Origin of the sequence: Sanguibacter sp. Z1732 (genome assembly GCF_051020515.1) — a bacterium.
Taxonomy (GTDB): Bacteria; Actinomycetota; Actinomycetes; order Actinomycetales; family Beutenbergiaceae; genus CALKWS01.
In genome coordinates, this window is sequence record NZ_CP194857.1 from 1528192 (window position 1) to 1550800 (window position 22609).

Consider the following 22609-nt stretch of genomic DNA (forward strand, 5'->3'; position numbering starts at 1 on the left):
GCGCCGGTGGTCGGGGCGTGCCGTCGAGGGTGCACGCCCCGGGTGGAGGAACGGTGCTCGGTGCGCCTCAGGCGTAGGGCTGCGCCGCGGAGACCGCGGCTTCGGCGTACCCACCACCGAACAGCACCGTGTGCACCCGCAGCGGGTTCAACTGGTGCAGCGACACGCGCTCCTGCCACCCCGGGGCCAGGGCCGAGACCTCCTGGTAGCCGGTGAGGACCCGCTCCAGGTGAGCGAGCCCGAACAGGTCCAGCATCGCCAGGTCGGTCTCGGCGTGCCCACCGTGGGCGGTGGGATCGATCAGCACCGCCGACCCGTCGCGGGCATCCCAGAGCACGTTGCCGTTCCACAGGTCCCCGTGCAGGCGGGCGGCACCCTGTACGAGGTCGGGCTGGTCATGGTCGAGGTCACCGGCGACCAGCCGCTCGACGACCCGCTCGATCACCGCCGCACCGTCCGAACCGATCCTGCCCTGCTCCACGGCTCTGCGCAGGAAGGGCAGCACCCGGTGGTGGGCGTAGAACTCACCCCACCCGGTGGCCTCGGCCGGCCCGGGCGCCGGCGGTAGCGGGGCCTGACCCATGTAACCGGGGGTGTCGCCGGGGATGAACCCGAAGTACGGCGCACCCGCGGCATGGGTGCGAGCCAGGTTCGCGCCGAAGTCGGCCGCGGCCTCCGGCGCGGCCGGCCCGGAGTCGATCCGTTCCAACTCCAGCCGGCCCGGGCCCACCGAGACCACCTGCGCCACCCGTACCCCGTCCTCGGCCCGGCCCAGCCACCGGAGCCCGTCGGCCTCGAAACAGGCCGCGTGCGGGGCGGGGAAGCGGGTCTTGGTCCAGGTCACGGTAGCTGGCCGCGCACGTACTCCACCACACCGGGCACAGCGGCGGTGACCGCCTGGTAGGTCAGGGTGAAGTCCCGCTCGTCGCCGTAGTAGGGGTCGGCCAGGTTCAGGTCCGCATCGACGCGGGCCTGCTCATCGAAGCTACGGAACAGGTGCACCCGCTCCGCGGCCTGCTCATCGGGGGCCATCGCGACCAGGTCCCGGTAGTGGCCCACGTCCGCGGCCAGGATCAGATCGGAGTCGGTGAACGCCTCGGCCAGGAACTGGCGGGCGGAGTGCACCGGGAAGGAGTGCCCGGCACCCTCCAGGACTGCGCGGGCACGGTGATCCATGTCATGCCCCAGGTGCCAGTCGCCGGTCCCGGCGGAGCCCACCTGGACGCGATCATCCAACCCGGCTTCGGAGAAGGCTTCGCGCAGGAGGACCTCCGCGATCGGGGAGCGGCAGATGTTTCCCGTGCAGACGACGGTCACGGTGTAGGGCTTGGACATACCCCCATTGTGCTCCTCGGGGCGCCGATGTCGACGCCCCGGGTGGCTCTGCGTGTCCTGCGCCCGGCATCCGCAGGCCCGCATGGGGCGAGCCGGTATCCACAGGGCACGGCGGGCAAGCACGTTCAGATGGTCCGGCGTTCTAGCCTGCCGGCACCGGAGCAGCGAACACCGAGGGGGCAGCCGTGGGAGGTCTGCAGCCGTTACCGTCGGCGACATGGTTGCTGGGCGCGGCCGGGCACCATGCCGAGCAGGCGAGGCTGTTGCTGACGCTCGCCGGCACCGGTGACTGGCGCGGCCATGCCGCCGCCACCGCCTACGCCTACCGGTTGTCCTCGCTGGCGCGAGCGGTGACGGCCCTGGCTGATGAACTCGCCACTGCGGGGTGGTCGGCCGGCGCGCACGAGAATGAGTTGCGCGTCGTCCAGGCGCAGTACGGGCAGGCACGATGACCATCGTGTCTGTCGGCACCGGTGGTGCCGCGTGAGGATCGAGCCGGTGGCCGATGTGCCGTTGTGGGATTCCACGGCCGCGCATGCCAGCGAGCAACTGACGGTGCACGGGGTTCGGGTGCAGGTGGATCCGGGCGAACTGCGCGCCCTGGCACACCAGATCAGCCGCGCGCAGGCCGAACTCGACCAGGCCCTGAACCACGCACGGAGGGCGGGGGCGACCCTGGAGTCCACGATCCCGTACGCGCCGGTGAGTGGGAAGCGCGCGGCGGAGGCGGTGTGGACGGCGCTGGCCCGGCGCCCCGCGCTCAGTTCGGCGCTGACCAGCCTGGCCGGGGATCTGCGTACCGCTGCCCGGGAGTACCTGGACCGTGAGCAGCGGGTGCGCCACTACATCAGCACCTACCAGGTGCCGCACCGGGGTCCGATGTGCCGGTCACCGCGTCCCCTCAGCGTCCGGGGCGCCTTCGGGGACCTGTTCGCCTACCCGGGTCGGGTGCTGGGGGCGATCCAGGGCACCGTGGTGGAGTCGGCGGTGAACCGACGTTGGTCGCCGTCGGGCGCCCAGACCGGGTACCTGTTGCGCGAACTGACCTCCATCTACGACGTCGGCGGTGCACTGCAGGGGGGAAGTTCGATCCAGGTCTTCGCCTCGGTGGTGAACCACGTCACCACCGCCGGGGTGAGCACTCGGGTGGCGAGTCGCAAGGTTGCGCCTCCGCCGATCCGGGCCGGGGCGTCCCCGAACCAGGGTTCGGCACCACGGGCCGGGGAGCATCCACCGCCGACCACTACCGTCACCGGCTTGGTCCGCAACATCGGTGCCCTCTACCCCGAGCGCGGCGCTGAGCCGGGCACCGTGCGCGTGGACCGGCTGGTTGCCCCCGATGGCACCGTGAGCTGGCAGGTGCTCGTTCCGGGCACCCAGTCCCGGCACAGTTTCTGGAACGGGCCCTTTCCCAACGACTGGGCCTCCAACGTGCAGGTCTTCGCGCGGCAGGACTCTGCGGCGAGCGCGGCGGTGATCGCCGCGATGCGCGCCGCCGGGGTCGGGGCAGGTGAGGAGGTGCTGATCGCCGGTCACTCCCAGGGTGGTCTGGTGGCGGCGGACCTGGCGGCCCGCGAGGAGGTGCGCGGAGAGTTCGCGATCTCCTCGGTCCTGACCATCGGCGCCCCGGTGAACCACATCGAGATCCCCGAGGGTGTCGCCGTCCTGCAACTGGAACACACCGACGATCTCGTCACGGGGCCGGACGGTAGGCCCGCTCCCATCACGCCCGAGCGAACCACCGTGACCCGGGACGTCACCGCCGCATCGCCGTGGTACCGGGTAGGGGGTGTCACGCAGAGCCACGACATCCCGGCCTATGCCGAGACGGCGCACCTGGTCGATGCGAGCACCGACCCGGCGGTGCGGAACTGGCGGGCCGCCAGTTCCGGCATGCTCGATCCCCGCACCGAGGTCACCTCGACCTACGTCCAGTCCGTGCGGGTGCCCTGAGTCAACCCGGCTGCCTGCCTGTCTGCGCGGGTGCGCCCACGAACCGCACCGGCCTCAGCGACGCCCGTTGGAGTTTCTCGACCCCGGGATCACCAGGCTCAGGATCAGGGTGATCACCGCGATCAGGAGCGCGCCCAACACGGCCGTACCGAACCCGTCCACGTCCAGGCCCACCCCGACCAGTCCGCTGAGCCAGCTGGTCAGCATCAGCATCAGCGCGTTGACCACCAGGAAGAACAACCCCAGCGTGAGGATGTACAGCGGCAGCGAGATGATCTTCACCAAGGGCTTGACCAGGGTGTTCACCACCGTGAAGATCAGCGCGACCACGGCGACCACGAACAGGGTGTGCTGCCAGGAGCCGTCGCTTTCCACCTCGATCCCGTTGATCCACAGGGAGGCCACCCAGATGGCGAAACCGGAGATGATCAGTCGCAGGATGAAACGCATGGGCCCATTGTGGCACTGCGTGTTGCCGTGAGCACAGCACCTGGGCGAATACACGGCGAGCCGTCCCGCAGCTCGTGCCGGCCTGGCATGCTGGGCCCATGCCGGAGAAACCACCCAGTCCCGTGACTTCGGAGATCGGCGGGGTGCGGCTGCGTGCCGCGCTGGAGGATCTGCCGCACTACGTGCCCGGGGCCGGCGGATCCAACGCCTCGGTCTTCAAGCTCTCCTCCAACGAACTCCCGGGGCACATGCTGCCGGCGGTGACCGCAGCGGTGATCGATGCCGCCGAGGACGCGAACCGGTACCCGCAGATGTACGCCGACCGGCTCACCGAGGCGATCGCGGACCGACACGACCTGATGGTCGATCAGGTGCTGGTGGGGAACGGCTCGGTGGCGCTGATCGAACTCCTGCTGCGATCAATGTGCGCCGACGGCGATCAGGTGGTCTATCCCTGGCGATCCTTCGAGGCCTACCCGATCCTGGTGCAGGTCACCGGGGCCGACGGGGTGCAGGTGCCGCTGCGGGCCGACGGCGGTCATGACCTGGCCGCGATGGCGGAGGCCATCACCGGGCGTACCCGGGTGGTGCTGCTGTGCAGCCCGAACAACCCCACCTCCGCGGCGATGTCACACGCCGACCTGGTCGCCTTCCTGGACCGGGTCCCCAGGAACATCATGGTGATCCTGGATGAGGCCTACGTCGACTTCGTACGCAGTCCCGACCCGATCGACTCCGTCCCGCTGCTGCAGAGGTACAAGAACCTCGTCGTGCTCCGTACGTTCTCGAAAGCCTACGGGCTCGCCGGCTTGCGCGTCGGGTACGCCCTGGCCCGGCGCCGGCTCGTGCGCGCCCTGCGCACCGCGTCCACCCCGTTCGGGGTGAACAGTCTGGCTCAGGTCGCCGCGGTGGCCGCGCTGAACCAGCGCGAGGCCGTCTCGGCCGCGGTGGACGAGATCGTCTCCGAGCGGGACCGGGTCGTCTCGGCGCTGCGGGAGCAGGGCTGGCAGATCCCTGAACCCCAGGGGAACTTCTACTGGTTGCCGGTGGGGGACCGGGCGCTGGCACTGGCTGAGGACGCCGCCGCGTCGGGCGTGATGGTGCGCCCCTTCGCCGGCCACGGGGTCCGGGTCACCGTGGCAGAGGCCGAGGCCAACGACATCGCGCTGTCCGTGGCATCGCGCTGGGTCTCTGCGGCAGTCCGGCGCTGACGCCACACAGACACTCCGGCTGCTGGAGGAAACCTACAAAACGCTGCTACTTGATTGGGGAGGATCGCACAGCAGCAACCTACGGTTGCGTAGCCTACGCTTGCGTAGGTTGCTGAGGCCGGATGCCTGGTGTGACCCACCAACCCCCGGCTGATGTACACCACTCACACCCCGGATGCGCCACACCCAGGCGCCCCGGGGTGTGTGTACAACAGTTAGTCCTCGATCAAGGAGAACCTGTGGTCGCCAGCAGTGAGACCTCTCCGGCACCGGTACCCCATCACACCGAGGACGCCTTCGGCGGCGCCGGCAACCTCGATGCCTCCGCGCACACCGTGCAACTGCTCACCCCAACCGGGGAGCGCGTGTCCGACCACCGCTACGACCCCCTGGTGGAGCACCTCGACACCGACGCGCTCGCCGGCCTGTACCGGGACATGGTGCTGGCGCGGCGCTTCGATGCCGAGGCCACCTCGCTGCAGCGACAGGGCGAACTCGGCCTGTGGCCGCCCTCGCTCGGCCAGGAGGCCGCGCAGATCGGGTCCGGTCGGGCGATGAACCCACGCGATTACGCCTTCCCCTCCTACCGCGAGCACGGGGTGGCCTACACCCGCGGACTGGATCTGACCGAGCTGCTGCACCTGTTCCGGGGCCAGGACCACGGCGGCTGGGATCCGGCCCGGCACAACTTCCACCTCTACACACGCTGGTGATCGGCTCGCACACCCTGCACGCCACCGGCTATGCGATGGCGATGCAGCGCGACGGGGACGTGGGCACCGGGGATCCGGACCGCGACCGGGCCGCGGTCGCCTACTTCGGCGACGGCGCGACCTCCCAGGGCGATGTGTACGAGGCGATGGTCTTCGCCGCCGTCAACGATGCCCCGGTGGTGTTCTTCTGCCAGAACAACCAGTGGGCGATCTCCGAGCCGGCCACCCGCCAGTCCACGGTGCCACTGGCCCAGCGGGCCACCGGCGTGGGCATCCCCTCGGTGCGCGTGGACGGTAACGATGTGCTGGCATGCCACGCCGTCACCCTCGAGGCGCTGCGCCGGGCCAGAGCAGGTGGCGGGCCCACGATGATTGAGGCGGTCACCTACCGGATGGGCGCCCACACCACCTCCGACGATCCCACGCGCTACCGCAGCCGCGCCGAGGAGGACCTGTGGCGCAGCCGCGACCCGATCGACCGGCTCCGCCTCCTGCTGGAGGCTGAGGGCATCGGTTCGGACTTCTTCACCGAACTGGACCGGGAGGCCGAGGAACTGGGAGAGCGGTTGCGGGACTACTGCCGATCCCTCGCTCCACCGCCGCCCAGCGCGATGTTCGAGCACGTCTACGCGACCGAGCACCACCTGGTCACCGCCGACCGGGAGTGGTTCGACACCTACCAGGCCGGATTCGAGGAGGGTCAATGAGTACCGGACCCACGTCCCCGCCGGCTGCGGGCACCGAGCAGCTCCCGCTGGCCAGGGCGATCAACCTCGGCCTGCGTCATGCCTTGGAGCGCGACCCGAAGGTGCTGCTGATGGGGGAGGACATCGGCGCCCTGGGCGGGGTGTTCCGGGTGACCGACGGGTTGTTGAAGGACTTCGGCGCCAGCCGGGTGGTCGATACCCCGTTGGCCGAGTCCGGCATCGTGGGGACCGCGATCGGGATGGCGATGGCCGGCTACCGACCGGTGGTCGAGATCCAGTTCGACGGGTTCGTCTTCCCCGCCTTCGACCAGATCACCACCCAGTTGGCCAAGATGTCCTACCGCTCCCGTGGCGCCGTGCAGGTGCCGGTGGTGATCCGGATCCCCTATGGCGGCGGGATCGGGGCGGTGGAACACCACAGCGAATCGCCGGAGGCACTGTTCGCCCACACTCCCGGGCTGCGGGTGATCAGCCCGGCAACGGCCGGGGACGCCTACGCCATGATCCAGGACGCGATCGCCTGCCCCGACCCGGTGATCTTCTTCGAACCCAAGGCACGGTACTGGGAGAAGGGCCCGGTGCGCGTGCGTCCACCGGGCCGGACCGGCCCGGGCGGCCAGGACGTCGGCACCGAGCAGTCCGGCCCGGGCGGCCAGGACCTCGGCACCGAGCAGTCCGGCCCGGGTGCGCACTCCGCGCAGGACGAGCAGCCGCCGTCGGTCTTCGACCCGGGCGCCATCCAGAACGCCACCGTGGTACGCGAGGGCACCGACATCACCCTGGCCGGGTACGGGCCGACGATGCGCACCATCGTGGCCGCCGCCCAGGCGGCGCAGGAGGAGGGCACCAGCGCCGAGGTGATCGATCTGCGCTCGGTCTCCCCACTGGACATCGACACCGTGGCCACAAGTGTGCGCAAGACCGGGCGCCTGGTGGTGGTCCACGAGGCCCCGACCTACTTCGGGGCAGGGGCCGAACTGGCCGCGAGCATCTCGGCCGAGTGCTTCTACCACCTGCAGGCGCCGGTGCTGCGGGTCGGTGGTTTCCACACCCCCTACCCGGTGGCCAACCTCGAGGAGGACTACCTGCCCGACCTCGACCGCGTCATGCACGCCATCGACGACTCCCTGAGCCACTGAACCTGAACGCTGAACCTGCACACCGAACCAGGAGCCCCGATGCCCCAGTACGTGACATTCGCCCTCCCCGACGTCGGTGAAGGCCTGACCGAGGCCGACATCGTGGAGTGGAAGGTCGCCGCCGGTGACCGTGTTCAGGTCAACCAGGACATCGTGGAGATCGAGACCGCCAAGTCGCTGGTCGATCTGCCCTGCCCCTACACCGGCGTGGTCAGCGAGTTGCTGGTGGAGGTGGGGCAGACCGTGGAGGTCGGCGCCGCGATCATCGTGATCGACACCGACCCGGACGGGGAGGCGGCTTCCGACGACGGCGGTGCCCAGCAAGAAGGCGCCGCGTCTGGTGACGACGCTCGCTCGAGCCGGGGGGTCGGCGAGGCTACCGACGCAGCCGCTGCGCCCGGCGAGGACACCGGCACGAACGCTGGGGCCGGCGAGGACGCGGCCTCCGGCCAGGGGGCCGGCCAGGACACGGACTCCGGCGGACCGGACGCCAGCGGCACCGAGGAGCCCAGCGGCGACGTCCTGGTGGGTTACGGCACCAAAGGCGTGCGCACCCGCCGTCGCCGCCGCGCGACCCCCACCTCCACTCCCACCACTCCCCCCGCCTCCACTCCCACTCCCGCGAGACCGGTCAAGCGCGACCAGGCCAGCCGCGCGCCGGACCGGTCTCAGGGGCGTTCGTCCGGCTTCACGGGGGCCGGCGCCGGTCTCCCGGGACCGAGCGCCGCGGGCGGTGAGCAGACCGGCCACGTGCTGGCGAAACCGCCGGTGCGCAAACTCGCCAAGGACTTGGGGATCGACCTGGCCCGGGTCCCGGGCACCGGCCCGGGCGGAATCATCACGCGCGAGGACGTCGTGGCCGCCCAGGCTCAGGAGGAGGCACGGAGCCTGGCCACCTATCCCGGCGATGACCAGCCCTGGCTGGATGGGAGCACTGTCTCCGAGGACGGCCGCCAGTCCCGCGTGCCGGTACGCAGCGTGCGCCGGCGCACCGCCGAGGCGATGGTGACCTCAGCGTTCACCGCCCCGCACGTGACGGTGTTCACCACCGTGGACGTGACCAAGACGATGAAACTCGTGGAACGGCTGCGCGCCGACGCAGAGTTCGACGGCGTCCGGGTAACACCGCTGCTCATCGCTGCCAAGGCACTGATCCTGGCGATCCAGCGCAACCCCGCGATCAGCGCCGCCTGGGACGAGCAGGCCCAGGAGATCGTCTACAAGCACTACATCAACCTCGGCATCGCCGCGGCCACACCGCGCGGGCTGGTGGTGCCCAACATCAAGGACGCCCACCGGATGAACCTGCACGAGCTGGCGGTGGCGATCGGTGACCTCACCGGCACCGCCCGGGCCGGGAAGACCACCCCGCAGGCGATGAGCGACGGCACGGTGACCATCACCAACGTGGGTGTCTTCGGCATCGACACCGGAACCCCGATCCTGAACCCGGGGGAGTCGGCGATCCTGGCCTTCGGCGCGATCGGTCAGCGCCCCTGGGTGCACAAGGGCAAGCTCAAGGCCCGCTGGGTGACGCAGTTGGCGTTGTCGTTCGACCACCGCCTGGTGGACGGTGAACTGGGTTCGCGCGTCCTGGCCGATGTTGCCCGGGTGATGGCGGACCCGACGCAGGGTCTCGTCTGGGGCTGAGCGGACCGACGAGGAGCGGCTGCGTGCTCATCGGTGCCGATCTCAGTCGTCGTAGAGCCCGGCTCGGTGAGCGAGGATCGCCAGTTCGGTACGGTCGCGGGCATCCAACTTGGTCAGGATCCGGCTGACGTAGGTCCGGGCGGTGGCGTGACTGAGGTAGAGGTCAGCGGCGATCTCGCGGTTGGTCCGGCCGTGGGCGATCTTGGTGAGTACCTCGACCTCCCGCTCGGTCAGGCTGGACAGGTCCACCTGGTCGGCGGCGGGGCCCGGCGTGGCCGCGATGTGCGCCATCACCTTGCGGGTGACCTGCGGGGAGAGCAGGTTCTCCCCCTGGGCGACCGCGTGCACCGCGCGGCGCAGGTCTGCGGAGGATGTGTCCTTGAGCAGGTACCCGGCGGCCCCGACGCGGACGGCGGCGAGAATGTCCTCGTCGTCATCGAAAGTGGTCAGGATGAGCACCCGGGTGCTGCTCAGTTCCGGGTCGGCGCAGATGGTGTGCGGGTGGCCTCGATGCCGTTCATCGCCGGCATCTGCAGGTCCATCAGGACCACGTCGGGTCGGTGGCGATGGACCGCCCGGATCGCGCTGTGCCCGTCGCCGGTCTCGGCCACCACCTCGATCCGCGGGTCGAGGCTCAGGAGGGTGCGCAGACCCGTGCGGACCAGTTCCTGGTCATCAGCCAGCAGTACAGAGATCATCGGGTCCCTCCGACCCGGCCGTCCGGGTCCGGCCGGGTGGGAGGGTAGTCGAGCGGCAGGTGAGCCCGGACCACGAACCCGTTGTCCTCCTGCTGTGCCGTGAGGTGCCCGCCGACGTTCACGGCCCGTTCCCGCATACCCCGGATTCCGTAGCCGGGCCCGCCCGCGCCGGTGTCGGCCCGACGCGACGGCCCGGAGTCGCAGATGACGATCCGTACCTGCCCGTCTCCGGTGGTGACCGCTATCCGGGCGGCATCGGCCTCCGAGTGCTTGACCACGTTCGTCAGGGATTCCTGGATGATCCGGTAGGCGGTGGCCTCCAGGTGCCGCGGGAGCTCGCCGGGCAGGGTGATCTCAGTGTCGACGTCGATCGGCAGGTGAGCCAGCAGCGAGCGCTGCAGATCGACGAGTGTCGCCGGCGCGGGGCTCGGTTCCCGCCGCTGCAAGGTGCGCACCGTACGGCGCAGTTCGCTCATCATCGCCCCGTTGGTCTTCTGCACCACCTCCAGAGCGTCGCGGGCGGTCTCCGGGTGCGTGACCATGGACTCCCGCGCGATGTTGGTGTGCATCGAGATCACCGTGCCCTGGTGACCCAGGGAGTCGTGCAGTTCCCGTGCGATATCCGCGCGCTCGGTGGTGATGGCGGCCTGCGCCAGGGCGCGCTCACGCTCCTCGGTGGCCCACAGCAGCCGGGCGGAGTTCTCCCGCAACTGGTTGCGCAGCCGTAGACCGGTGCCCAGTGCGATCGCTGCGGCCATCAGCAGCACATCGTTGGCGAGTTCATAGCCGACCAGCAGCAACGCCACGTCCTGCCCTTCGGCCAGCCGCACACCGTAGCCGACCACGAGCAGCAGGCCGGCCGCGCCGATGGCCCACCACCCCCTGCCGAACTCGGCGGCCGAGAACAGCGCTGCGACCGCCGGAACACTGAGGCCGACGACCGGGTAGCCGGCGGCGTAGTAGATGAACAGGCTGAGGACCGTGATGCCCAGGACCACCAGCGGCCGGCGCCGGCGCACTAGCATCAACGAGCCGAGCATCAGCGCCCACAGGTAGGGCACCACCTGGGGACCGCGGTCGCTGCCCAGGTTCGCGCTGATCATGGCGGCCAGGGTGGCGAACAAGGAGATGGCCAGCACCGTATCGAGCAGCCAGCCCTGCACCGCCGAATAGCGGGCGTCCACCTGCGCAGCGCGCGTCGGGAACATCGCTTTAGTGTAGGCAGGCAGGACGTCGGCGGTGAAGTCGCCGCCGGGCGACGCCGGCAGTCGCCGCCCTGCGACATCGAACCGCGACGCTGGGCGGATGCGGCCCCGGGAAGGAGGTTCCTAGCGTTGCGGATATGAGACACATCGACTCGCCTTCGCCCCCCGAGAACCAAGCCACGGCATCACCGTCCCGGGCGCAGCGGCTGCACTGGCCCCTGATCCTGCTCCTGGGCGCGGTCGCCCTGACCCGGCCGCTGCTGCACATCACCGGTGTGATCGGTGGTCCTGTTCCGTCCGGGCCGCTACCGGTGCTGGCCGTCACGGCCGCGATTACGGCGGTGTGGGTCGCCGCGGTACTCCTCGCCGGTGTCGAGCGTCCCTTCGTGACGGTGATTCTCGCGGCCCTCAGTTACGCACTGATGAGCATGATCCTGTCCGCCATCCTCTCCCCGATCCTGCTCGGTGAGTTCCAGGGCCCGCTGGCCAATCCGCTGGCGATCGGACCGATGCTGATCACCAATGCCCTCTGGGGGGCGATCGCCGGGGGCATCGCGCTGGGTCTGCGTCGGATGGGGGTGCGGCGATGAAAAACGCCGAGTGTGTCTCCTTCGTCGCAGTCCTGACCTATACCTGGCTGCAGATCATGCTCTTCGGTGGCCTGGTGGCCGAGACTCTCCTTGTCTACCCGAACGTGTTCGCCGACATCCCGCGTTCGTTCGAGGCCACGATGGAGTTCATGCAGGTCACCGATCCCGGGCTGCTCTTCCCCCCGTTCGGGGCGGCGACCATCCTCGTCGGCCTCATTGCCCTGGTCCTGGTCTGGCGCACCAGGGCGGTGCGGTACTTGCTCGCTTCCAGCCTGGCCGCCTTCGGCCTGGGCAACGCCCTGTTCTCGGTACTGTTCGCCTGGCCGCGCAACGTCATCATGTTCGAGGAAGGTGCGCAGGTGCACTCGGTGTCCTACCTGGAGCAGATCGCCCAGGAGTTCGTGCTCGGGCACTGGGTGCGGCTGGTGGCGTCACTGATCACCGCGATCCTGGCGGGGGCCGGTTTCCTCACGCTGTCTCGCCGCCGGCTCACCGCCGGGTAGGCGAATCCGGTTCCCTCACCAGTTCTGGCCGGAGCCGTCGCCGCCGCTTTCCTGCTGCTCCTGCTCCTCACGGTCCCGCTGCGCCTGGCGGTTGCGCTCCTCCAGTTCCTCCTCGCGCGGGTCGCCCGGCTCCTCCGCCTCGGTCTCGGTCGGGTCCCCGTTGTCTCCGTTGTCGGTCTCGGTTTCCGTCGGGTCCCCGTTCTCACCCTCGTCGGTCTCGGTGGGATCCTCGTCCTCACCGCCCTCGGGGGTTTCCTGTTCCTGCTCCCCCTGACCGCTGTCCTGCTGGTCCTGCTGCTGTTGCTCCTGCTGCTCCTCGGCCTGGTCCTGGCTCTCCTGTTGACGCTCGTCGGCCTCCTCGGCCTCCTCACCCCCGCCGCCGCCGTCGACGCAATCGGCCAGCATCTCCTGCGCCTGCTCGTAGTAGTCCAGCGCGGTGCCGGGGTCCTCAGCCAGCAGGGCCTCATCGCCCAGGCCCTCCAAGGACAGCGAGTAGTTGGTGCGCACCGCGCACTCCAGTTCCCCGCGTGATTCCTCCTCGGGCGCCTTGGGCACCAGATCCAGGGCCATGCCCAGCGGCACGGTGGCGCCGAAGAAGTCCCCGGCGGAGTACACCGCGGTGCCGGCGTTGAAGTAGGGCTTCCACGGCTCCACCACGTTGAAGAACTCCAGATGGCCGAACCGGGTGGCTGCGGTGTTGTGGTTCTCGTTGTCGTAAGCGCTGATCCCGGCGGTGTTGATGACCACCGCGGAGAGGAACTTCAACGCCACCAGGAACGCCAGCATCACCACCGGTGCGGACCACCAGAGCAGCAGGCGCCGCCGGCGACGCAACGTCTCGGCGAAGCGCGCGTCCCGGATCTCCTCGGTGGTCTTGAACTCACCGGGGGGTGGCAGGATCTGCGTACTCATAGTGCGCCCACCTTCCTGGCGCCGTCGCCGGCACTCGAACCAGTATCCGCACCGGAACCCGAGCCGGATCCCGGACCCGAGCCCGAGCCGGAGCGACGCCGGTCCCGCTCCGCCCCGTCGTGACCGCGCCGGTTCCTGGGCATCTCCCGGGTCAGCTCCCACGCCTCCCAGGCCAGCAGCAGGGCCAGCACCGCGGCCGCGGGCCAGTAGACGTCGGCGTAGTGGCGTACGTCGCGCCGCCCGTCCTCGGCGATCTCGTCCACATCGATGCCCGAGACCAGGTGGTCCACACCGTCCGGGCTGATCCGGTGGTCGTAGGCCAATCCCAGGTCCGCAGCCACGGTGCGCAACTGGCCCTCATCGATCACCGAGACCGCGGGCTCCCCGGTGGCCGGGTCCATGATGTAGGGCGCATCGGTGCCCGGCCCGGAGTTGGCGGTACCGTCGTAGGAGCGCATGTTTCCGCCCTGCGGAGTGCCGTATCCCAGCACCGCACCGCCGTCGACCAACTCCGCCAGTGGGGCGTAGGAGTCGACCTCACCGCCCTCGGCCTCGTTGGTGTTCTCGCCGTCGGAGAAGAAGAACACCAGCCGCACGTTCGCCGGGTTGCGTTCTGCCGCGGCACTCAGGGACTCCCCGAGCGCCTCCAGCGGCCGGTCGATCGCCGAGCCTGCCGAGTATGTCGTGATCTCCTGATTCACTGTGTCCGCCCAGGACCGCACCGCCCGGGAGTCGGTGGTCAGCGGCAACTGCCGGGTGGCCTGGGAGTCGAACCCGATGATCGTGTAACGCGCACCGGGCATCGCCTCGGTCAGGGCCACCAGGTCGTGGCGCACACCCTCCAGGCGGGGCTGGGTGCCGTTGTAGTCCTCCGCAGCCATAGAGCCGGTGCGGTCCACGACGAAGAACAACTCGGCGTTCGAACTCACCTGGGTGCTCTGGCTGCTGGGTACCGCAGGGGTCAGTGCGATCGCGATCAGGGCCAGGACCATCCCGCACCGGCGCAGCCAGTGCAACCGGCGCTGCCCGCGGCCACGCACCGACTGCCAGATCGTCAGCGCCAGCAGCGGGGCGAATACGATCGCGGTGACCCACAGCGGCCACATCATCCGCAGCGTCATGAGCGCAACCTCCACACGCCCAGTTGGTAGAGCACCAACAGGACCACCAGGATGCTGAAGTAGCGCTCCGGGGTGTCGGTGACGATCACCTCGGGGGTCGCGTCCAGGTCCACCGCCTGCTGGGCGGAGATCTCATCGATGATCTGCGGCACCGCATCCGGGTCGTCGACGTGGTGGAACAACCCGCCGTGGCGTTCGACCGCATCGCGGTACTCGGCCTCCTCCTCGGCCTGCCGTGGATTGTTGGTGGGGGCGTAGATCCCGTGCAGGCTGATGTCGCGTTCGTTCACCATGTCCACGGCCTCGTCCAGGCTGAACACGCCCTCACCGAACACCTCGTTGTCCCCGGCGAGGATGATGGTGCGGGAACGCTCGGTGTCGGCCTCATCGAAGTTCAGGGCGCAACTGGCCAGGCCGTCACCGATCAGGGAGGAGGCATCTCCGCTGCCGCCCTCGGTGCCGGTGATGAACCGGATCAGCCGGTCCACCTTGGCGGAGTTCAGGTTGTCCACGGGGGAGTAGATGTCGAAGTCCAGCGCCTCGGCGGCCTCGGTCAGTTCGGCCTCGACCAGGTCGTAGTCATCGGTGAGGGGGAACACGGTGCGGGAGGTGGAGTTCCAGATCGACAGCGCGATCCGCTCCCCATCGAACTCCGGCAGCATGGTCAGGAACTTCTCGGCGATCTCGGTGTCGTACTCGATCATCGAACCGGACACGTCCAGGCACAGCACGATGTCGCGGTAGGCCATCTCCTCCGCGCGCAGGTCCCGTTCGACCGGGCGCGCGGCCAGGACCCCGGTCAGCACCGTGGCGCCCAGCAGCAGCACCCCCATGAACCCCAGCGCGGTGCGGTAGCGGCTGAGCCGGGACCGGTAGGAGCGCAACGTGGTCAGGTAACCGGCGTTGGCCACCCAGCGCACGTCCTGGTGCTCGGTGGGGCGACGCCGGGCGAACCAGCCCAGGATCCCCAGGATCACCACGGCGAGCACAACGGCTGCGATCGCCCACGGGTGCATCGTCACCACTCGGAGATCACCGCCCGCGCGTCGTTCGTGGCGGACAGCGCCTCGGCGTCGGAGTCGATCGCGAAGGCCGGCTCCTCGTAGTCACTGAGCAGGTCGGTGAGCCGGTCGGTGCCCTCCAGCCGGGCCAGTTCGCTCACGGTCAGGGAACTGGTGTCCATCCGCAGCCGGCCGTTGGCGAAAGTGCGCAGGATGTGGTTCAGGTCCAGGTGCAGGCTGCGCAGGTCCGTCTCACCCTCGCGGTAGCGTTCCTCGGCGGCGTCGACCTCCTCCAGCGTGGTGCTGCGCAGCGAGGCCCACTGATCGCGGCGGCCACGGCGTTCCGTGGTGGCCGGACGCTCGCGGGTGTACCGGAACACGAACACGTACCAGGCCGCGATCAGCACCAGTAGCGCGATTCCGATGATCAGCACCCAGGGTGCGAACGCGAACGGGTCCACCGGTCGTGGATGGACACCGCGGTGATCTCGGCGGCGATCACGTCAGCGGCGGACACGCTTCTGCCTCCGCAACAACTCGATCATCCGGTCCACCAACTCGTCCTCGCTGTTCGCGGTCACCCCTTCCACGCCCTGCCGGCGCAGCATCGCCTCCACGTCCAGGCGCCGCTGCGCCGCGGCCTGGGCCGCCTCGGCCGCCAGGTCGCTCCGCGAGCGCAGGAACTCCGGGATCTCCAGCGGCACGTCCACGTCCTGCACGGGTTGATCCACCTCGTCGGTGGGCAGCGCGTCCCCCACCCGGAAGACCATCACCTCGTGCCGGGTGCGCAGTCGTTTGATCGACAGTTCATGGTCCGGTTCGGGCCGGGCCTCATCGGTGATCACCACCACCAGCGACCGGCGCGGGAACCAGGTGAGCACCCGGTCCAGCACCCGCTGCAGGTCCGAGGGCGGGGAGGCCAGGTCCAGCATCGCCTCGTAGCGACGCAGCAGCATCTCCATGTGCAGGTTGCCGCCGCGGGCCGGGATCTGCTGGATGCGTTCGGAGTCCCCGGCCACCATCGCCACGGTGTCGCCGCGGGCACGGGCCAGGAAACAGACCACCTCGGCCGCGAACATCGCCACGTCCGACTTCGGCCCGCCCGATGGCGCGGTGGCTGCCATGTTCCGGCCGGTGTCCAGGGCCAGCACCATCGCCAGGTTCGAGTCGCGCACGAACCGGCGGATCACCGGGATCGCGTTGGATGCCGAGGCCTTCCAGTCGATGTCCCCGACGTCGTCACCGAACTGGTACAACGCCATCTCGTCGAAGTCCTGGCCGTGCCCGGAGTAGATCGACCGGTGCCGCCCCTCCAGCAGCCCCGAGGCCCGCCGGACGGTGGGCAGGTCGAGGCGTGCCCGGATCTTGGCCAGCCGGGACGTGGTCCGGGACGCCGGGGTGGTCACGGGCTGGGCACCGCCGCGAACACCGCGTCGATCAGCGACTCCGGGGCCACGTTGTTCGCCAGCGCGTCGTAGGTGCGCACGATCCGGTGCCGCAGGATGGAGTGCCGCAGTGCCTTGACGTCATCGGGTACCACGTAGGCGCGGCCGGCTTGGATGGCCAGGGCCTGGGCGATGCGCATGAGTGCGATCCCCCCGCGAGGGCTGGCCCCCACCCGCACGTGCTGGTTCAGGTTCGGCAGTGGCCGCGGGCCGCCGCCGCGAGTGGTGTTGATCAGCGCCACGATGTACTGCTTGATCGAGGTGTCCACGTACACCTTCGCGGCCAGGGCCTGCATGAACTCCACGTCGGCCAACGACACCGGCTCGGCGGTGATCGGCGCCGCCATCGAGCCGTCGTTGATGCGCACCAGGATGTCCACCTCCTCATCCGGGCCCGGGTAGGTCAGCACCTCCTTCATCAGGAACCGGTCCATCTGCGCCTCGGGCAGGACGTACGTGCCCTCCTCCTCGATCGGGTTCTGCGTGGCCAGCACCATGAAGGGCTTGGGCAGCGGGAAGATCTCACCGCCGATGGAGGTCTGCTTCTCCTGCATGGCCTCCAGCATCGCCGACTGTGTCTTGGCGCTGGAACGGTTGATCTCATCGAGCAGCACCAGGTTGGCGTGCACCGGACCGAGCTGGGTGGAGAACTCGCCCGTGGCGTAGTTGTAGATCTGGGTCCCGACGATGTCGTTGGGCATCAGGTCCGGGGTGCACTGGATCCGGTGGAAGGACCCCCCGACAGCCTGCGCCAGTGTGTGCGCCGCGGTGGTCTTGGCCAGGCCCGGCACCGACTCCAGCAGCACGTGCCCCCCGGCCAGCAAGGACGAGACCAGCGCGGTCCGCAGCGCCTGCTGACCCACGATCCGCTGATCGAACACGCGGGTGATCCGGCCGAGCAGTTCGGTGGCCCTCGCCGTCTCGTCGTAGGAGATCGGGGAGGTTCTCGGCGCCAGGTGCGACGCAGCGGTGCTGGACATGGTCTCCACTCACGTATCGGGGCTGCTCATCGGCGGGGCGAGACAGGATCTCGGTTCGGAAAATCGGTCGGGTAACGATCGGTGCCGCCACGGCGATTATGCCAGCCGAATCCTGTAGTGACGCGGGACCGTGATGGGCAGCACTGCCCATCGACCCCGGCCCGGGCACGACGCAACAATGAGGTCAGGGGACGGGAATGGCCCGCCTCGGGCCGGTTGCCATGGCACCAGCGGTGGTGCGCCATGCGGGTCACCCACGTGCGCATCACCGCGGCCACGGCAGCCACGACCGGGCCGCTCCTGCGTCCGTGCCCGCCGATTAGGCTCGGTGTGTGAGCACTCCCCTGGCGTCCGGGGCCCGCCTCGTGCTGGCGGTGGTCCCGGTCGCGGCCCTGGCCGCCCTGGCGGCGCTATCGCTGTCCGGGTCGGCGCAGGCGGAACTTCTCGGGGACCCCGGGGCCTGGGTGCGTTGGGGTGGGCCGGTCCTGGGAGCGGCTCATCACCTCGCTGCGGCGGTGGTGCTGGGCACGCTGGTGCGCTGCTGTTGGGGGTGCTGCCCTACCGGGGTGGCGAGGCCCCTGCGTGGCGCCGGGCGATGACGATGCTTGCGTGGGCTGCCCCGGTGTGGGCGGTGCTGAACCTGGCCGATGTGCTGCTGCGGTACGCCCGCGCTGCCGGGCGCCCGGTAGGCGGAGCGGAGTTCGGGCAGGAACTGGCCTATTACCTCACTGAACTGTCTGCCGGCCGCGCCTCGCTGGTGGCCACCGTGCTGATTGCCTTGGCGGCGGTGGTCTCGGTGGGCATCACCTCCTACCGCGGGGTGGCGGTAGCCGCCGTCCCGGCCTTCGCGGTGCTGGTGCCGTGGTCGGTGCGTGGGCACGCCGGTTCGGCCGCCGACCACGAGACGGCGATCTCGGCGATGTGGTTGCACCTGGTGTCGGTGTCGGTGTGGGTGGGCGGCCTGGTGGTGCTGTGCCTGCTCGCCCGGACTCTCGGGGAGCACACCGCCGACGTGGTGCGCCGATACTCCACGGTGGCGCTGTGTGGTGCTTCGTACTGGTGGGTGTCTCCGGGTTGGCCAGCGGGTGGTTGCGGCTGAACGATCCCGGCGACCTGACCGGCCGCTACGGGGGTTTGCTGGTGGCCAAGGCCGTGATGTTCACCGGCCTGGGGGCGCTGGGCTGGTGGCACCGGCGCCGCACCGTCACTGCACTGTCCAACGGTGCTTCCCGGGTCGGGGCGTTCTGGCGCCTGGCCGGCGGTGAGGTCTTGCTGATGGGGACGGTGATCGGGGTGTCCGCGGCACTGGCGGTCACCCCCACCCCGGTGCCCGACATCCTGCCCTACGTCCCCGTTCCGGCGGAGGAACTCTCCGGGCGGCCCGTGCCCCCGCCACCGCAGATCGGAACGTGGCTGACGCAGGCGGACCCCGACGTGCTACTCGCCACCGGCGTCGTCGCGCTCGCGGTGGTGTACCTGGCCGGGGCGCGCCGGGTGGCCCGGCAAGCACCGGATCAGCCGTGGCCGCGCCGACGCACCGGCGCCTTCCTGACCGGGGTGGCAGTGCTGGGTTGGGTGATCATGGGAGGTCCGGCCGTGTATGGCCAGGTGATGTTCTCGGCGCATCTGGTGGTACTGGTGACGATCACTTTCGTGGTCCCGGCCTTGTGGGCGATGGGTGCGCCGGTGAGCCTGGCGTTGCAGGCACTGCCGCCACGACCGGATGACTCCCGCGGCCCGCGCGAGTACCTGCTGGCGCTGACCGGCTCACGTGCGGGCCGATTCTGGGCGCGTCCGGTGGTGACCACCGCCACCGTGGCGCTGTCGTGGGTGGTCCTGCACGCCACCGGGCTGTTCCACCTCGCGCTGACCACCCGGATCGGGCTGGTGCTCATGCTGGTCCACTTCAGCGTGCTGGGCTACCTCTTCGTGACCATCTTCCTCCCCACCGACCCGGCGTTGCGGCAGGCCGTCGGCGGGCGGCCCACCCCGGTGCACGTGGTGGCACTGGGACTGGTGGCGGCAGCACTGCTCGCGGTCGGGTGGTGGTGCTGGCGCGGATGGACCGGTTGCTGGCCGCCGACTACTTCGGCGCGCTCGGTCTGCCCTGGGGTGTGGACGCGCTGGCCGACCAACGCGCTGGGGCGCTGGTGCTGGGGGTTCTGGGCGGGATCCCGATGCTGGCACTCATCGCCGTGGCGGCCCGGGCCCAGCGGGCCGGCTCCCAGGAGCTGCCGCCCCTCGTCGCGCGCGACGACGGAGGTGCCGGCCCGCGGGCAGTTCCGCCGGCTGCGGTCCGCCCGGAGGTGCCGGCACCCGATGACGAACTCGACGATGCCGAGGCCCGCGCCTACGCCCGGATGCTCGCCCGACGTGACCGCGGCCGGCGGTGAAGTGTCTCCGCTCGGGCACGGTGCCGGGTGCGGTCCGAGCTGGTGGCTCAGGGCGCAGCGATCCGGTCGACCTCGTCGATGAACCCGTGCACGCGCCGCTGCCAGGCTGCCAACTGCTCGGCTTCCCCGGGGTACTCGGTGTGCCCGGCGTCGAAGACGAACTCCTCAGCGCCGTCGATCGCGTTGCGCACGCCGAACTGCCCGGGGGGCGGCACCGCCGGGTCCCACAGCGCGCAGCCGAGCAACATCGGCACGTCCAGGAACGTTGCCGCGGTGGAGGCGTCGAAGAACGCCAGCACCGCACGCGCCCCGGGATGTGCGGCCACATGGGAGCGCACCGCCTCCCCACTGCCAGTACACGGCATCTGCAGGCGCAGGTCGTACTGACCGAAACTGGGTACCCGGAGCACCCCGGAGACGAACCGGTCATCCCAGGGCAGCGCCAACGCCCCGATCCCACCACCGAAACTCTCCCCGACGAAGTGCAACGGCACCTGCCCGACGGCGTCGCGCAGCGCCGTGGCGGCGCACCAGATGTCCTCGGCGCACCCTCCCAGGATGTAGGAGTCGACCGAGTCGATGCCGACCAGCACATGCTCGGCAGCCAGGGCCGGCAGGTCCGGCATCAGGCTCGCCGTCGGCAGCCCCCGGGCCACCGGCCACAACACCGCTGTGCCCGGGCTCAGAATGCCCGGCTCGGGTCCGCTCCGGCCACCGTACCCGTGCGATTGCACCACACCGCGGTGCACCCGCCCGTCGCGCGGCAGGGCGAGCCAGCCACCCAGCCGCCGGTCATCGGCGCCGGGAAAGTCGATGCGGTACAACTCATGGGCGCCGACAGGGCCGAGCGCGGCCCTTCGCATCGTGCCGTGCACCGCACGGGCCCGCTGGTACCGTGCGCGCCAGTGCTCGGCGAACCCCGGCGGAGTCGGACAGGGGCGCACACCGCGAAGCGCGGCGAGATCATAGCCATAGGTGGCATCGAAGGCGTCCGGGCCGAACCACGCTGCGAAGTCCGCGGCCCCGGTCACAGATCCTCGATGGCCACATCGGTGCCGGTCACCCGCAGGGCCACCCCGCCGGGGCGAACCTCGAGGTGGTCCAGCAGCAGCGGTTCGGGTAGGTCGCTCAGTTCCACCTCCAGGTCGCTGAGCCATCCCGTCATGGCGTCGGGCAGGTCGGCGGCCTCGATGCGGGTACCACCCAGTTCGATCGTGCCCACCGTGATGGCGATGGACCGACCGCGGGCCTCCGGAACGAGGACCGCGGCGAGCGGTACCCCGAGCAACTGCGACCGGGCGGTCAGATCGGTGCCCTCCAGGTCGATGCGGACCCCGTCGGGCACTCCCGCCGCCGCGAGCAGCGCCTGCAGCGTCTGGGCCGGGGCGAGGGCATCAACCTGCAGGTGCTCCACCCGGTAGGGCTCACGCAGGTGTATCCCACGCAGGTACACGTGGGTGTCGTGGGCCGAGAACGCGTCGATCTGGATTTCGGAGGCGCTCACCTGCGCCGACCCGACCCTCCCGGTGATCAGCTGCGGTAAGAAGAGCGCACCGTCGATCTGCACCTGCAGATCGTCGGAGACTTCCGGCAGCGCCTGGCGAAGTTCTGATGCCAGGTGCGACTCCGCCCTTGCCCGTAGTAGGTGATCGGCGCCGTACAGCACTGCGGCGACCAGTGCCAGGGCCAGCAGCAGCGCAACCACGCTGCGCGGGCCACGTGGCCGATGGGGGTTCTTCCTCGCGCTCACGAGTGTGGCTTTCGAGGGGGCGGCGTGGGCCCGCAACGCGGGGTGGCAGGGCCTGGTGCACCGGGCGCGCAGGCGGCGTCGGATCGTGAATAGGTGTCCTTCACGGCGAACCCGGTCAGGTGGCGTGCAGGTGCCCGGAGAGGAACTCCAGGGTGCGCGGCCACGCCAGCGCACTGGCCTCAGGGTGGTGGAACGCCGGTGCGGGGTTGTCGAAGGCGTGCCCGGCGCCGTCATAGGTCTCGAACTGCGCCGGCACCGGGGCGGCGGTAACGACCCGGCGGATCAGGGCCACCTGCTCCATCGGGATGTAGGCGTCAGCGGTGCCGAAGTGGTGCAGGCTGGGGCAGGTGATGGACTCGGCCAGATCGAGCAACCCGGGCAACGCCGAGCCGTAGTAACTGACCAGCGCGTCCGGTGAGTCCTCGGCCGCCACCTGGAAGGCCACCCCGCCGCCGTAGCAGAAGCCCAGCAGTCCGACCCTGCCGTTCACCGCCGGATCGGCACGCAGCGCCGACAGCGCCGCACGCGTGTCAGAAGTAGCGTCGGCCCACTCCAGCTGTCCGGCCAGCGACATCGCCTGCTCCAGGACCGCCGGGTCGGACTCATCCAGATCGTTCCGCGGCAGCCGCCAGTACAACTGCGGCACCAGCACCACGAAACCGGCCTCGGCCAGGTCCGCGGCACGGCGCCGGATGTAGGTGCTCACACCGAAGATCTCCTGCACCACCACCACACCCGGGCCCTGCCCCTGCGCGGGCAACCATCGGTAGGCCGGCATCGCGCCGGCGGAGGTGGGGACCTCGAACAGCTCGACATCAGTGCTCATGTGCCCAAGTCTGCCCTGTCCGCGCGA

The 22609-nt window shown here is 70.1% G+C and carries 25 protein-coding genes and 2 pseudogenes; 12 read left to right on the forward strand and 15 right to left on the reverse strand.

Annotated features, from left to right (window positions below):
* Window positions 1-67: 67 nt before the first annotated feature.
* Together ACRRRO_RS08180 and ACRRRO_RS08185 are read right to left on the reverse strand one after the other, a co-directional pair.
* Window positions 68-844, reverse strand: a complete 777-nt coding sequence (locus tag ACRRRO_RS08180; RefSeq protein WP_434081368.1) for a fructosamine kinase family protein — start codon at window positions 842-844, stop codon at window positions 68-70.
* Window positions 841-1335, reverse strand: a complete 495-nt coding sequence (locus ACRRRO_RS08185) for a low molecular weight protein-tyrosine-phosphatase (RefSeq protein ID WP_424788754.1) — start codon at window positions 1333-1335, stop codon at window positions 841-843. Before ACRRRO_RS08185 ends, ACRRRO_RS08180 begins: the two co-directional genes overlap by 4 nt.
* Window positions 1336-1520: 185 nt before the next feature.
* On the opposite strand from ACRRRO_RS08185, the gene ACRRRO_RS08190 reads away from it, so the two are divergent.
* Both ACRRRO_RS08190 and ACRRRO_RS08195 read left to right on the forward strand, forming a co-directional pair.
* On the forward strand, window positions 1521-1787 hold the full coding sequence (locus tag ACRRRO_RS08190; protein ID WP_434081369.1) for a hypothetical protein: 267 nt from the start codon (window positions 1521-1523) through the stop codon (window positions 1785-1787).
* A gap of 31 nt (window positions 1788-1818) precedes the next feature.
* Window positions 1819-3288 (forward strand): WXG100 family type VII secretion target, encoded by a 1470-nt coding sequence (locus ACRRRO_RS08195; protein WP_424795495.1) that lies wholly within the window; start codon window positions 1819-1821, stop codon window positions 3286-3288.
* A gap of 54 nt (window positions 3289-3342) precedes the next feature.
* Here ACRRRO_RS08195 and ACRRRO_RS08200 read toward each other — a convergent pair whose 3' ends face one another.
* A complete protein-coding gene (locus tag ACRRRO_RS08200) occupies window positions 3343-3738 on the reverse strand; it encodes a phage holin family protein (protein ID WP_424795494.1) in 396 nt (131 codons plus the stop codon).
* A 122-nt stretch (window positions 3739-3860) separates the two neighbouring features.
* On the opposite strand from ACRRRO_RS08200, the gene hisC reads away from it, so the two are divergent.
* The 4 genes and pseudogenes from hisC to ACRRRO_RS08220 all read left to right on the forward strand — a co-directional run bounded on the left by hisC (window position 3861) and on the right by ACRRRO_RS08220 (window position 9158).
* Window positions 3861-4949: a histidinol-phosphate transaminase gene (hisC, locus tag ACRRRO_RS08205; RefSeq protein WP_424788750.1), complete on the forward strand. Its 1089-nt coding sequence runs from the start codon at window positions 3861-3863 to the stop codon at window positions 4947-4949.
* Window positions 4950-5284: 335 nt separating this feature from the next.
* Window positions 5285-6369, forward strand: a pseudogene (pdhA, locus tag ACRRRO_RS08210) (pyruvate dehydrogenase (acetyl-transferring) E1 component subunit alpha).
* A complete protein-coding gene (locus ACRRRO_RS08215) occupies window positions 6366-7508 on the forward strand; it encodes an alpha-ketoacid dehydrogenase subunit beta (RefSeq protein WP_424795492.1) in 1143 nt (380 codons plus the stop codon). Before pdhA ends, ACRRRO_RS08215 begins: the two are co-directional and overlap by 4 nt.
* 39 nt (window positions 7509-7547) lie before the next feature.
* A complete protein-coding gene (locus tag ACRRRO_RS08220; RefSeq protein WP_424795491.1) occupies window positions 7548-9158 on the forward strand; it encodes a dihydrolipoamide acetyltransferase family protein in 1611 nt (536 codons plus the stop codon).
* Window positions 9159-9200: 42 nt separating this feature from the next.
* Here the strand turns inward: ACRRRO_RS08220 and ACRRRO_RS08225 are convergent, their stop codons facing one another.
* From ACRRRO_RS08225 to ACRRRO_RS08235, 3 genes are read right to left on the reverse strand one after another with little or no spacing between them, the layout of a single operon-like run.
* Window positions 9201-9617: a LuxR C-terminal-related transcriptional regulator gene (locus tag ACRRRO_RS08225; protein ID WP_434081370.1), complete on the reverse strand. Its 417-nt coding sequence runs from the start codon at window positions 9615-9617 to the stop codon at window positions 9201-9203.
* Window positions 9618-9628: 11 nt separating this feature from the next.
* The gene (locus ACRRRO_RS08230) at window positions 9629-9856 is read right to left on the reverse strand and encodes a response regulator (protein ID WP_434081371.1); all 228 of its coding nucleotides are present in this window, start codon (window positions 9854-9856) and stop codon (window positions 9629-9631) included.
* Window positions 9853-11064, reverse strand: coding sequence for a histidine kinase (locus tag ACRRRO_RS08235; RefSeq protein WP_434081372.1), 1212 nt, complete (start codon window positions 11062-11064; stop codon window positions 9853-9855). Before ACRRRO_RS08235 ends, ACRRRO_RS08230 begins: the two co-directional genes overlap by 4 nt.
* A 134-nt stretch (window positions 11065-11198) precedes the next feature.
* On the opposite strand from ACRRRO_RS08235, the gene ACRRRO_RS08240 reads away from it, so the two are divergent.
* Complete coding sequence (locus ACRRRO_RS08240) at window positions 11199-11651, forward strand: hypothetical protein (RefSeq protein WP_424795488.1); 453 nt, start codon at window positions 11199-11201, stop codon at window positions 11649-11651.
* Window positions 11648-12154 carry a hypothetical protein gene (locus ACRRRO_RS08245; protein ID WP_434081373.1) on the forward strand — a complete coding sequence of 169 codons (507 nt, stop codon included), beginning with the start codon at window positions 11648-11650 and terminating at the stop codon, window positions 12152-12154. The genes ACRRRO_RS08240 and ACRRRO_RS08245 overlap by 4 nt, the downstream gene beginning before the upstream one ends.
* A 15-nt stretch (window positions 12155-12169) precedes the next feature.
* On the opposite strand, the gene ACRRRO_RS08250 is transcribed toward ACRRRO_RS08245, so the two are convergent.
* From ACRRRO_RS08250 to ACRRRO_RS08275, 6 genes are read right to left on the reverse strand one after another with little or no spacing between them, the layout of a single operon-like run.
* On the reverse strand, window positions 12170-13066 hold the full coding sequence (locus ACRRRO_RS08250; protein ID WP_424795486.1) for a hypothetical protein: 897 nt from the start codon (window positions 13064-13066) through the stop codon (window positions 12170-12172).
* Complete coding sequence (locus ACRRRO_RS08255) at window positions 13063-14187, reverse strand: vWA domain-containing protein (protein WP_424795485.1); 1125 nt, start codon at window positions 14185-14187, stop codon at window positions 13063-13065. Before ACRRRO_RS08255 ends, ACRRRO_RS08250 begins: the two co-directional genes overlap by 4 nt.
* Window positions 14184-15212 carry a vWA domain-containing protein gene (locus ACRRRO_RS08260; RefSeq protein ID WP_434081374.1) on the reverse strand — a complete coding sequence of 343 codons (1029 nt, stop codon included), beginning with the start codon at window positions 15210-15212 and terminating at the stop codon, window positions 14184-14186. The genes ACRRRO_RS08255 and ACRRRO_RS08260 overlap by 4 nt, the downstream gene beginning before the upstream one ends.
* The gene (locus ACRRRO_RS08265) at window positions 15206-15649 is read right to left on the reverse strand and encodes a hypothetical protein (RefSeq protein ID WP_434081375.1); all 444 of its coding nucleotides are present in this window, start codon (window positions 15647-15649) and stop codon (window positions 15206-15208) included. Before ACRRRO_RS08265 ends, ACRRRO_RS08260 begins: the two co-directional genes overlap by 7 nt.
* A 42-nt stretch (window positions 15650-15691) precedes the next feature.
* Window positions 15692-16594 (reverse strand): DUF58 domain-containing protein, encoded by a 903-nt coding sequence (locus ACRRRO_RS08270; RefSeq protein WP_424788738.1) that lies wholly within the window; start codon window positions 16592-16594, stop codon window positions 15692-15694.
* Window positions 16591-17613 carry an AAA family ATPase gene (locus tag ACRRRO_RS08275; RefSeq protein ID WP_424788737.1) on the reverse strand — a complete coding sequence of 341 codons (1023 nt, stop codon included), beginning with the start codon at window positions 17611-17613 and terminating at the stop codon, window positions 16591-16593. The genes ACRRRO_RS08270 and ACRRRO_RS08275 overlap by 4 nt, the downstream gene beginning before the upstream one ends.
* Window positions 17614-17945: 332 nt before the next feature.
* Here ACRRRO_RS08275 and ACRRRO_RS08280 point away from each other — a divergent pair, with 332 nt between their 5' ends.
* The 4 genes and pseudogenes from ACRRRO_RS08280 (at window position 17946) to ACRRRO_RS08295 (ending at window position 20006) form a co-directional block, all read left to right on the forward strand.
* Window positions 17946-18212, forward strand: a complete 267-nt coding sequence (locus tag ACRRRO_RS08280) for a hypothetical protein (protein ID WP_434081376.1) — start codon at window positions 17946-17948, stop codon at window positions 18210-18212.
* Complete coding sequence (locus ACRRRO_RS08285) at window positions 18209-18712, forward strand: hypothetical protein (RefSeq protein ID WP_434081377.1); 504 nt, start codon at window positions 18209-18211, stop codon at window positions 18710-18712. The genes ACRRRO_RS08280 and ACRRRO_RS08285 overlap by 4 nt, the downstream gene beginning before the upstream one ends.
* Window positions 18673-19635, forward strand: a pseudogene (locus ACRRRO_RS08290) (cytochrome c oxidase assembly protein); the annotation flags it as partial. The gene ACRRRO_RS08285 and the pseudogene ACRRRO_RS08290, both read left to right, overlap by 40 nt.
* A gap of 38 nt (window positions 19636-19673) precedes the next feature.
* Window positions 19674-20006, forward strand: coding sequence for a cytochrome c oxidase assembly protein (locus ACRRRO_RS08295; protein WP_434081569.1), 333 nt, complete (start codon window positions 19674-19676; stop codon window positions 20004-20006).
* A gap of 47 nt (window positions 20007-20053) precedes the next feature.
* Here the strand turns inward: ACRRRO_RS08295 and ACRRRO_RS08300 are convergent, their stop codons facing one another.
* The 3 genes from ACRRRO_RS08300 to ACRRRO_RS08310 all read right to left on the reverse strand — a co-directional run bounded on the left by ACRRRO_RS08300 (window position 20054) and on the right by ACRRRO_RS08310 (window position 22582).
* Window positions 20054-21037: an acetylxylan esterase gene (locus ACRRRO_RS08300; protein ID WP_424795483.1), complete on the reverse strand. Its 984-nt coding sequence runs from the start codon at window positions 21035-21037 to the stop codon at window positions 20054-20056.
* Window positions 21034-21711, reverse strand: coding sequence for an LmeA family phospholipid-binding protein (locus ACRRRO_RS08305; protein ID WP_434081378.1), 678 nt, complete (start codon window positions 21709-21711; stop codon window positions 21034-21036). Before ACRRRO_RS08305 ends, ACRRRO_RS08300 begins: the two co-directional genes overlap by 4 nt.
* Window positions 21712-21871: 160 nt before the next feature.
* Window positions 21872-22582: a dienelactone hydrolase family protein gene (locus ACRRRO_RS08310; protein WP_424795481.1), complete on the reverse strand. Its 711-nt coding sequence runs from the start codon at window positions 22580-22582 to the stop codon at window positions 21872-21874.
* Window positions 22583-22609: the final 27 nt, after the last annotated feature.

Coding starts and splice junctions, on each gene's coding strand:
- ACRRRO_RS08185 (WP_424788754.1), bottom strand. CDS start 1,335: ATGTCCAAGCCCTACACCGTGACCGTCGTCTGCACGGGAAACATCTGC.
- ACRRRO_RS08200 (WP_424795494.1), bottom strand. CDS start 3,738: ATGCGTTTCATCCTGCGACTGATCATCTCCGGTTTCGCCATCTGGGTG.
- ACRRRO_RS08215 (WP_424795492.1), top strand. CDS start 6,366: ATGAGTACCGGACCCACGTCCCCGCCGGCTGCGGGCACCGAGCAGCTC.
- ACRRRO_RS08220 (WP_424795491.1), top strand. CDS start 7,548: ATGCCCCAGTACGTGACATTCGCCCTCCCCGACGTCGGTGAAGGCCTG.
- ACRRRO_RS08230 (WP_434081371.1), bottom strand. CDS start 9,856: ATGATCTCTGTACTGCTGGCTGATGACCAGGAACTGGTCCGCACGGGT.
- ACRRRO_RS08235 (WP_434081372.1), bottom strand. CDS start 11,064: ATGTTCCCGACGCGCGCTGCGCAGGTGGACGCCCGCTATTCGGCGGTG.
- ACRRRO_RS08240 (WP_424795488.1), top strand. CDS start 11,199: ATGAGACACATCGACTCGCCTTCGCCCCCCGAGAACCAAGCCACGGCA.
- ACRRRO_RS08245 (WP_434081373.1), top strand. CDS start 11,648: ATGAAAAACGCCGAGTGTGTCTCCTTCGTCGCAGTCCTGACCTATACC.
- ACRRRO_RS08250 (WP_424795486.1), bottom strand. CDS start 13,066: ATGAGTACGCAGATCCTGCCACCCCCCGGTGAGTTCAAGACCACCGAG.
- ACRRRO_RS08255 (WP_424795485.1), bottom strand. CDS start 14,187: ATGACGCTGCGGATGATGTGGCCGCTGTGGGTCACCGCGATCGTATTC.
- ACRRRO_RS08275 (WP_424788737.1), bottom strand. CDS start 17,613: ATGTCCAGCACCGCTGCGTCGCACCTGGCGCCGAGAACCTCCCCGATC.
- ACRRRO_RS08285 (WP_434081377.1), top strand. CDS start 18,209: ATGACGATGCTTGCGTGGGCTGCCCCGGTGTGGGCGGTGCTGAACCTG.
- ACRRRO_RS08295 (WP_434081569.1), top strand. CDS start 19,674: ATGGACCGGTTGCTGGCCGCCGACTACTTCGGCGCGCTCGGTCTGCCC.
- ACRRRO_RS08310 (WP_424795481.1), bottom strand. CDS start 22,582: ATGAGCACTGATGTCGAGCTGTTCGAGGTCCCCACCTCCGCCGGCGCG.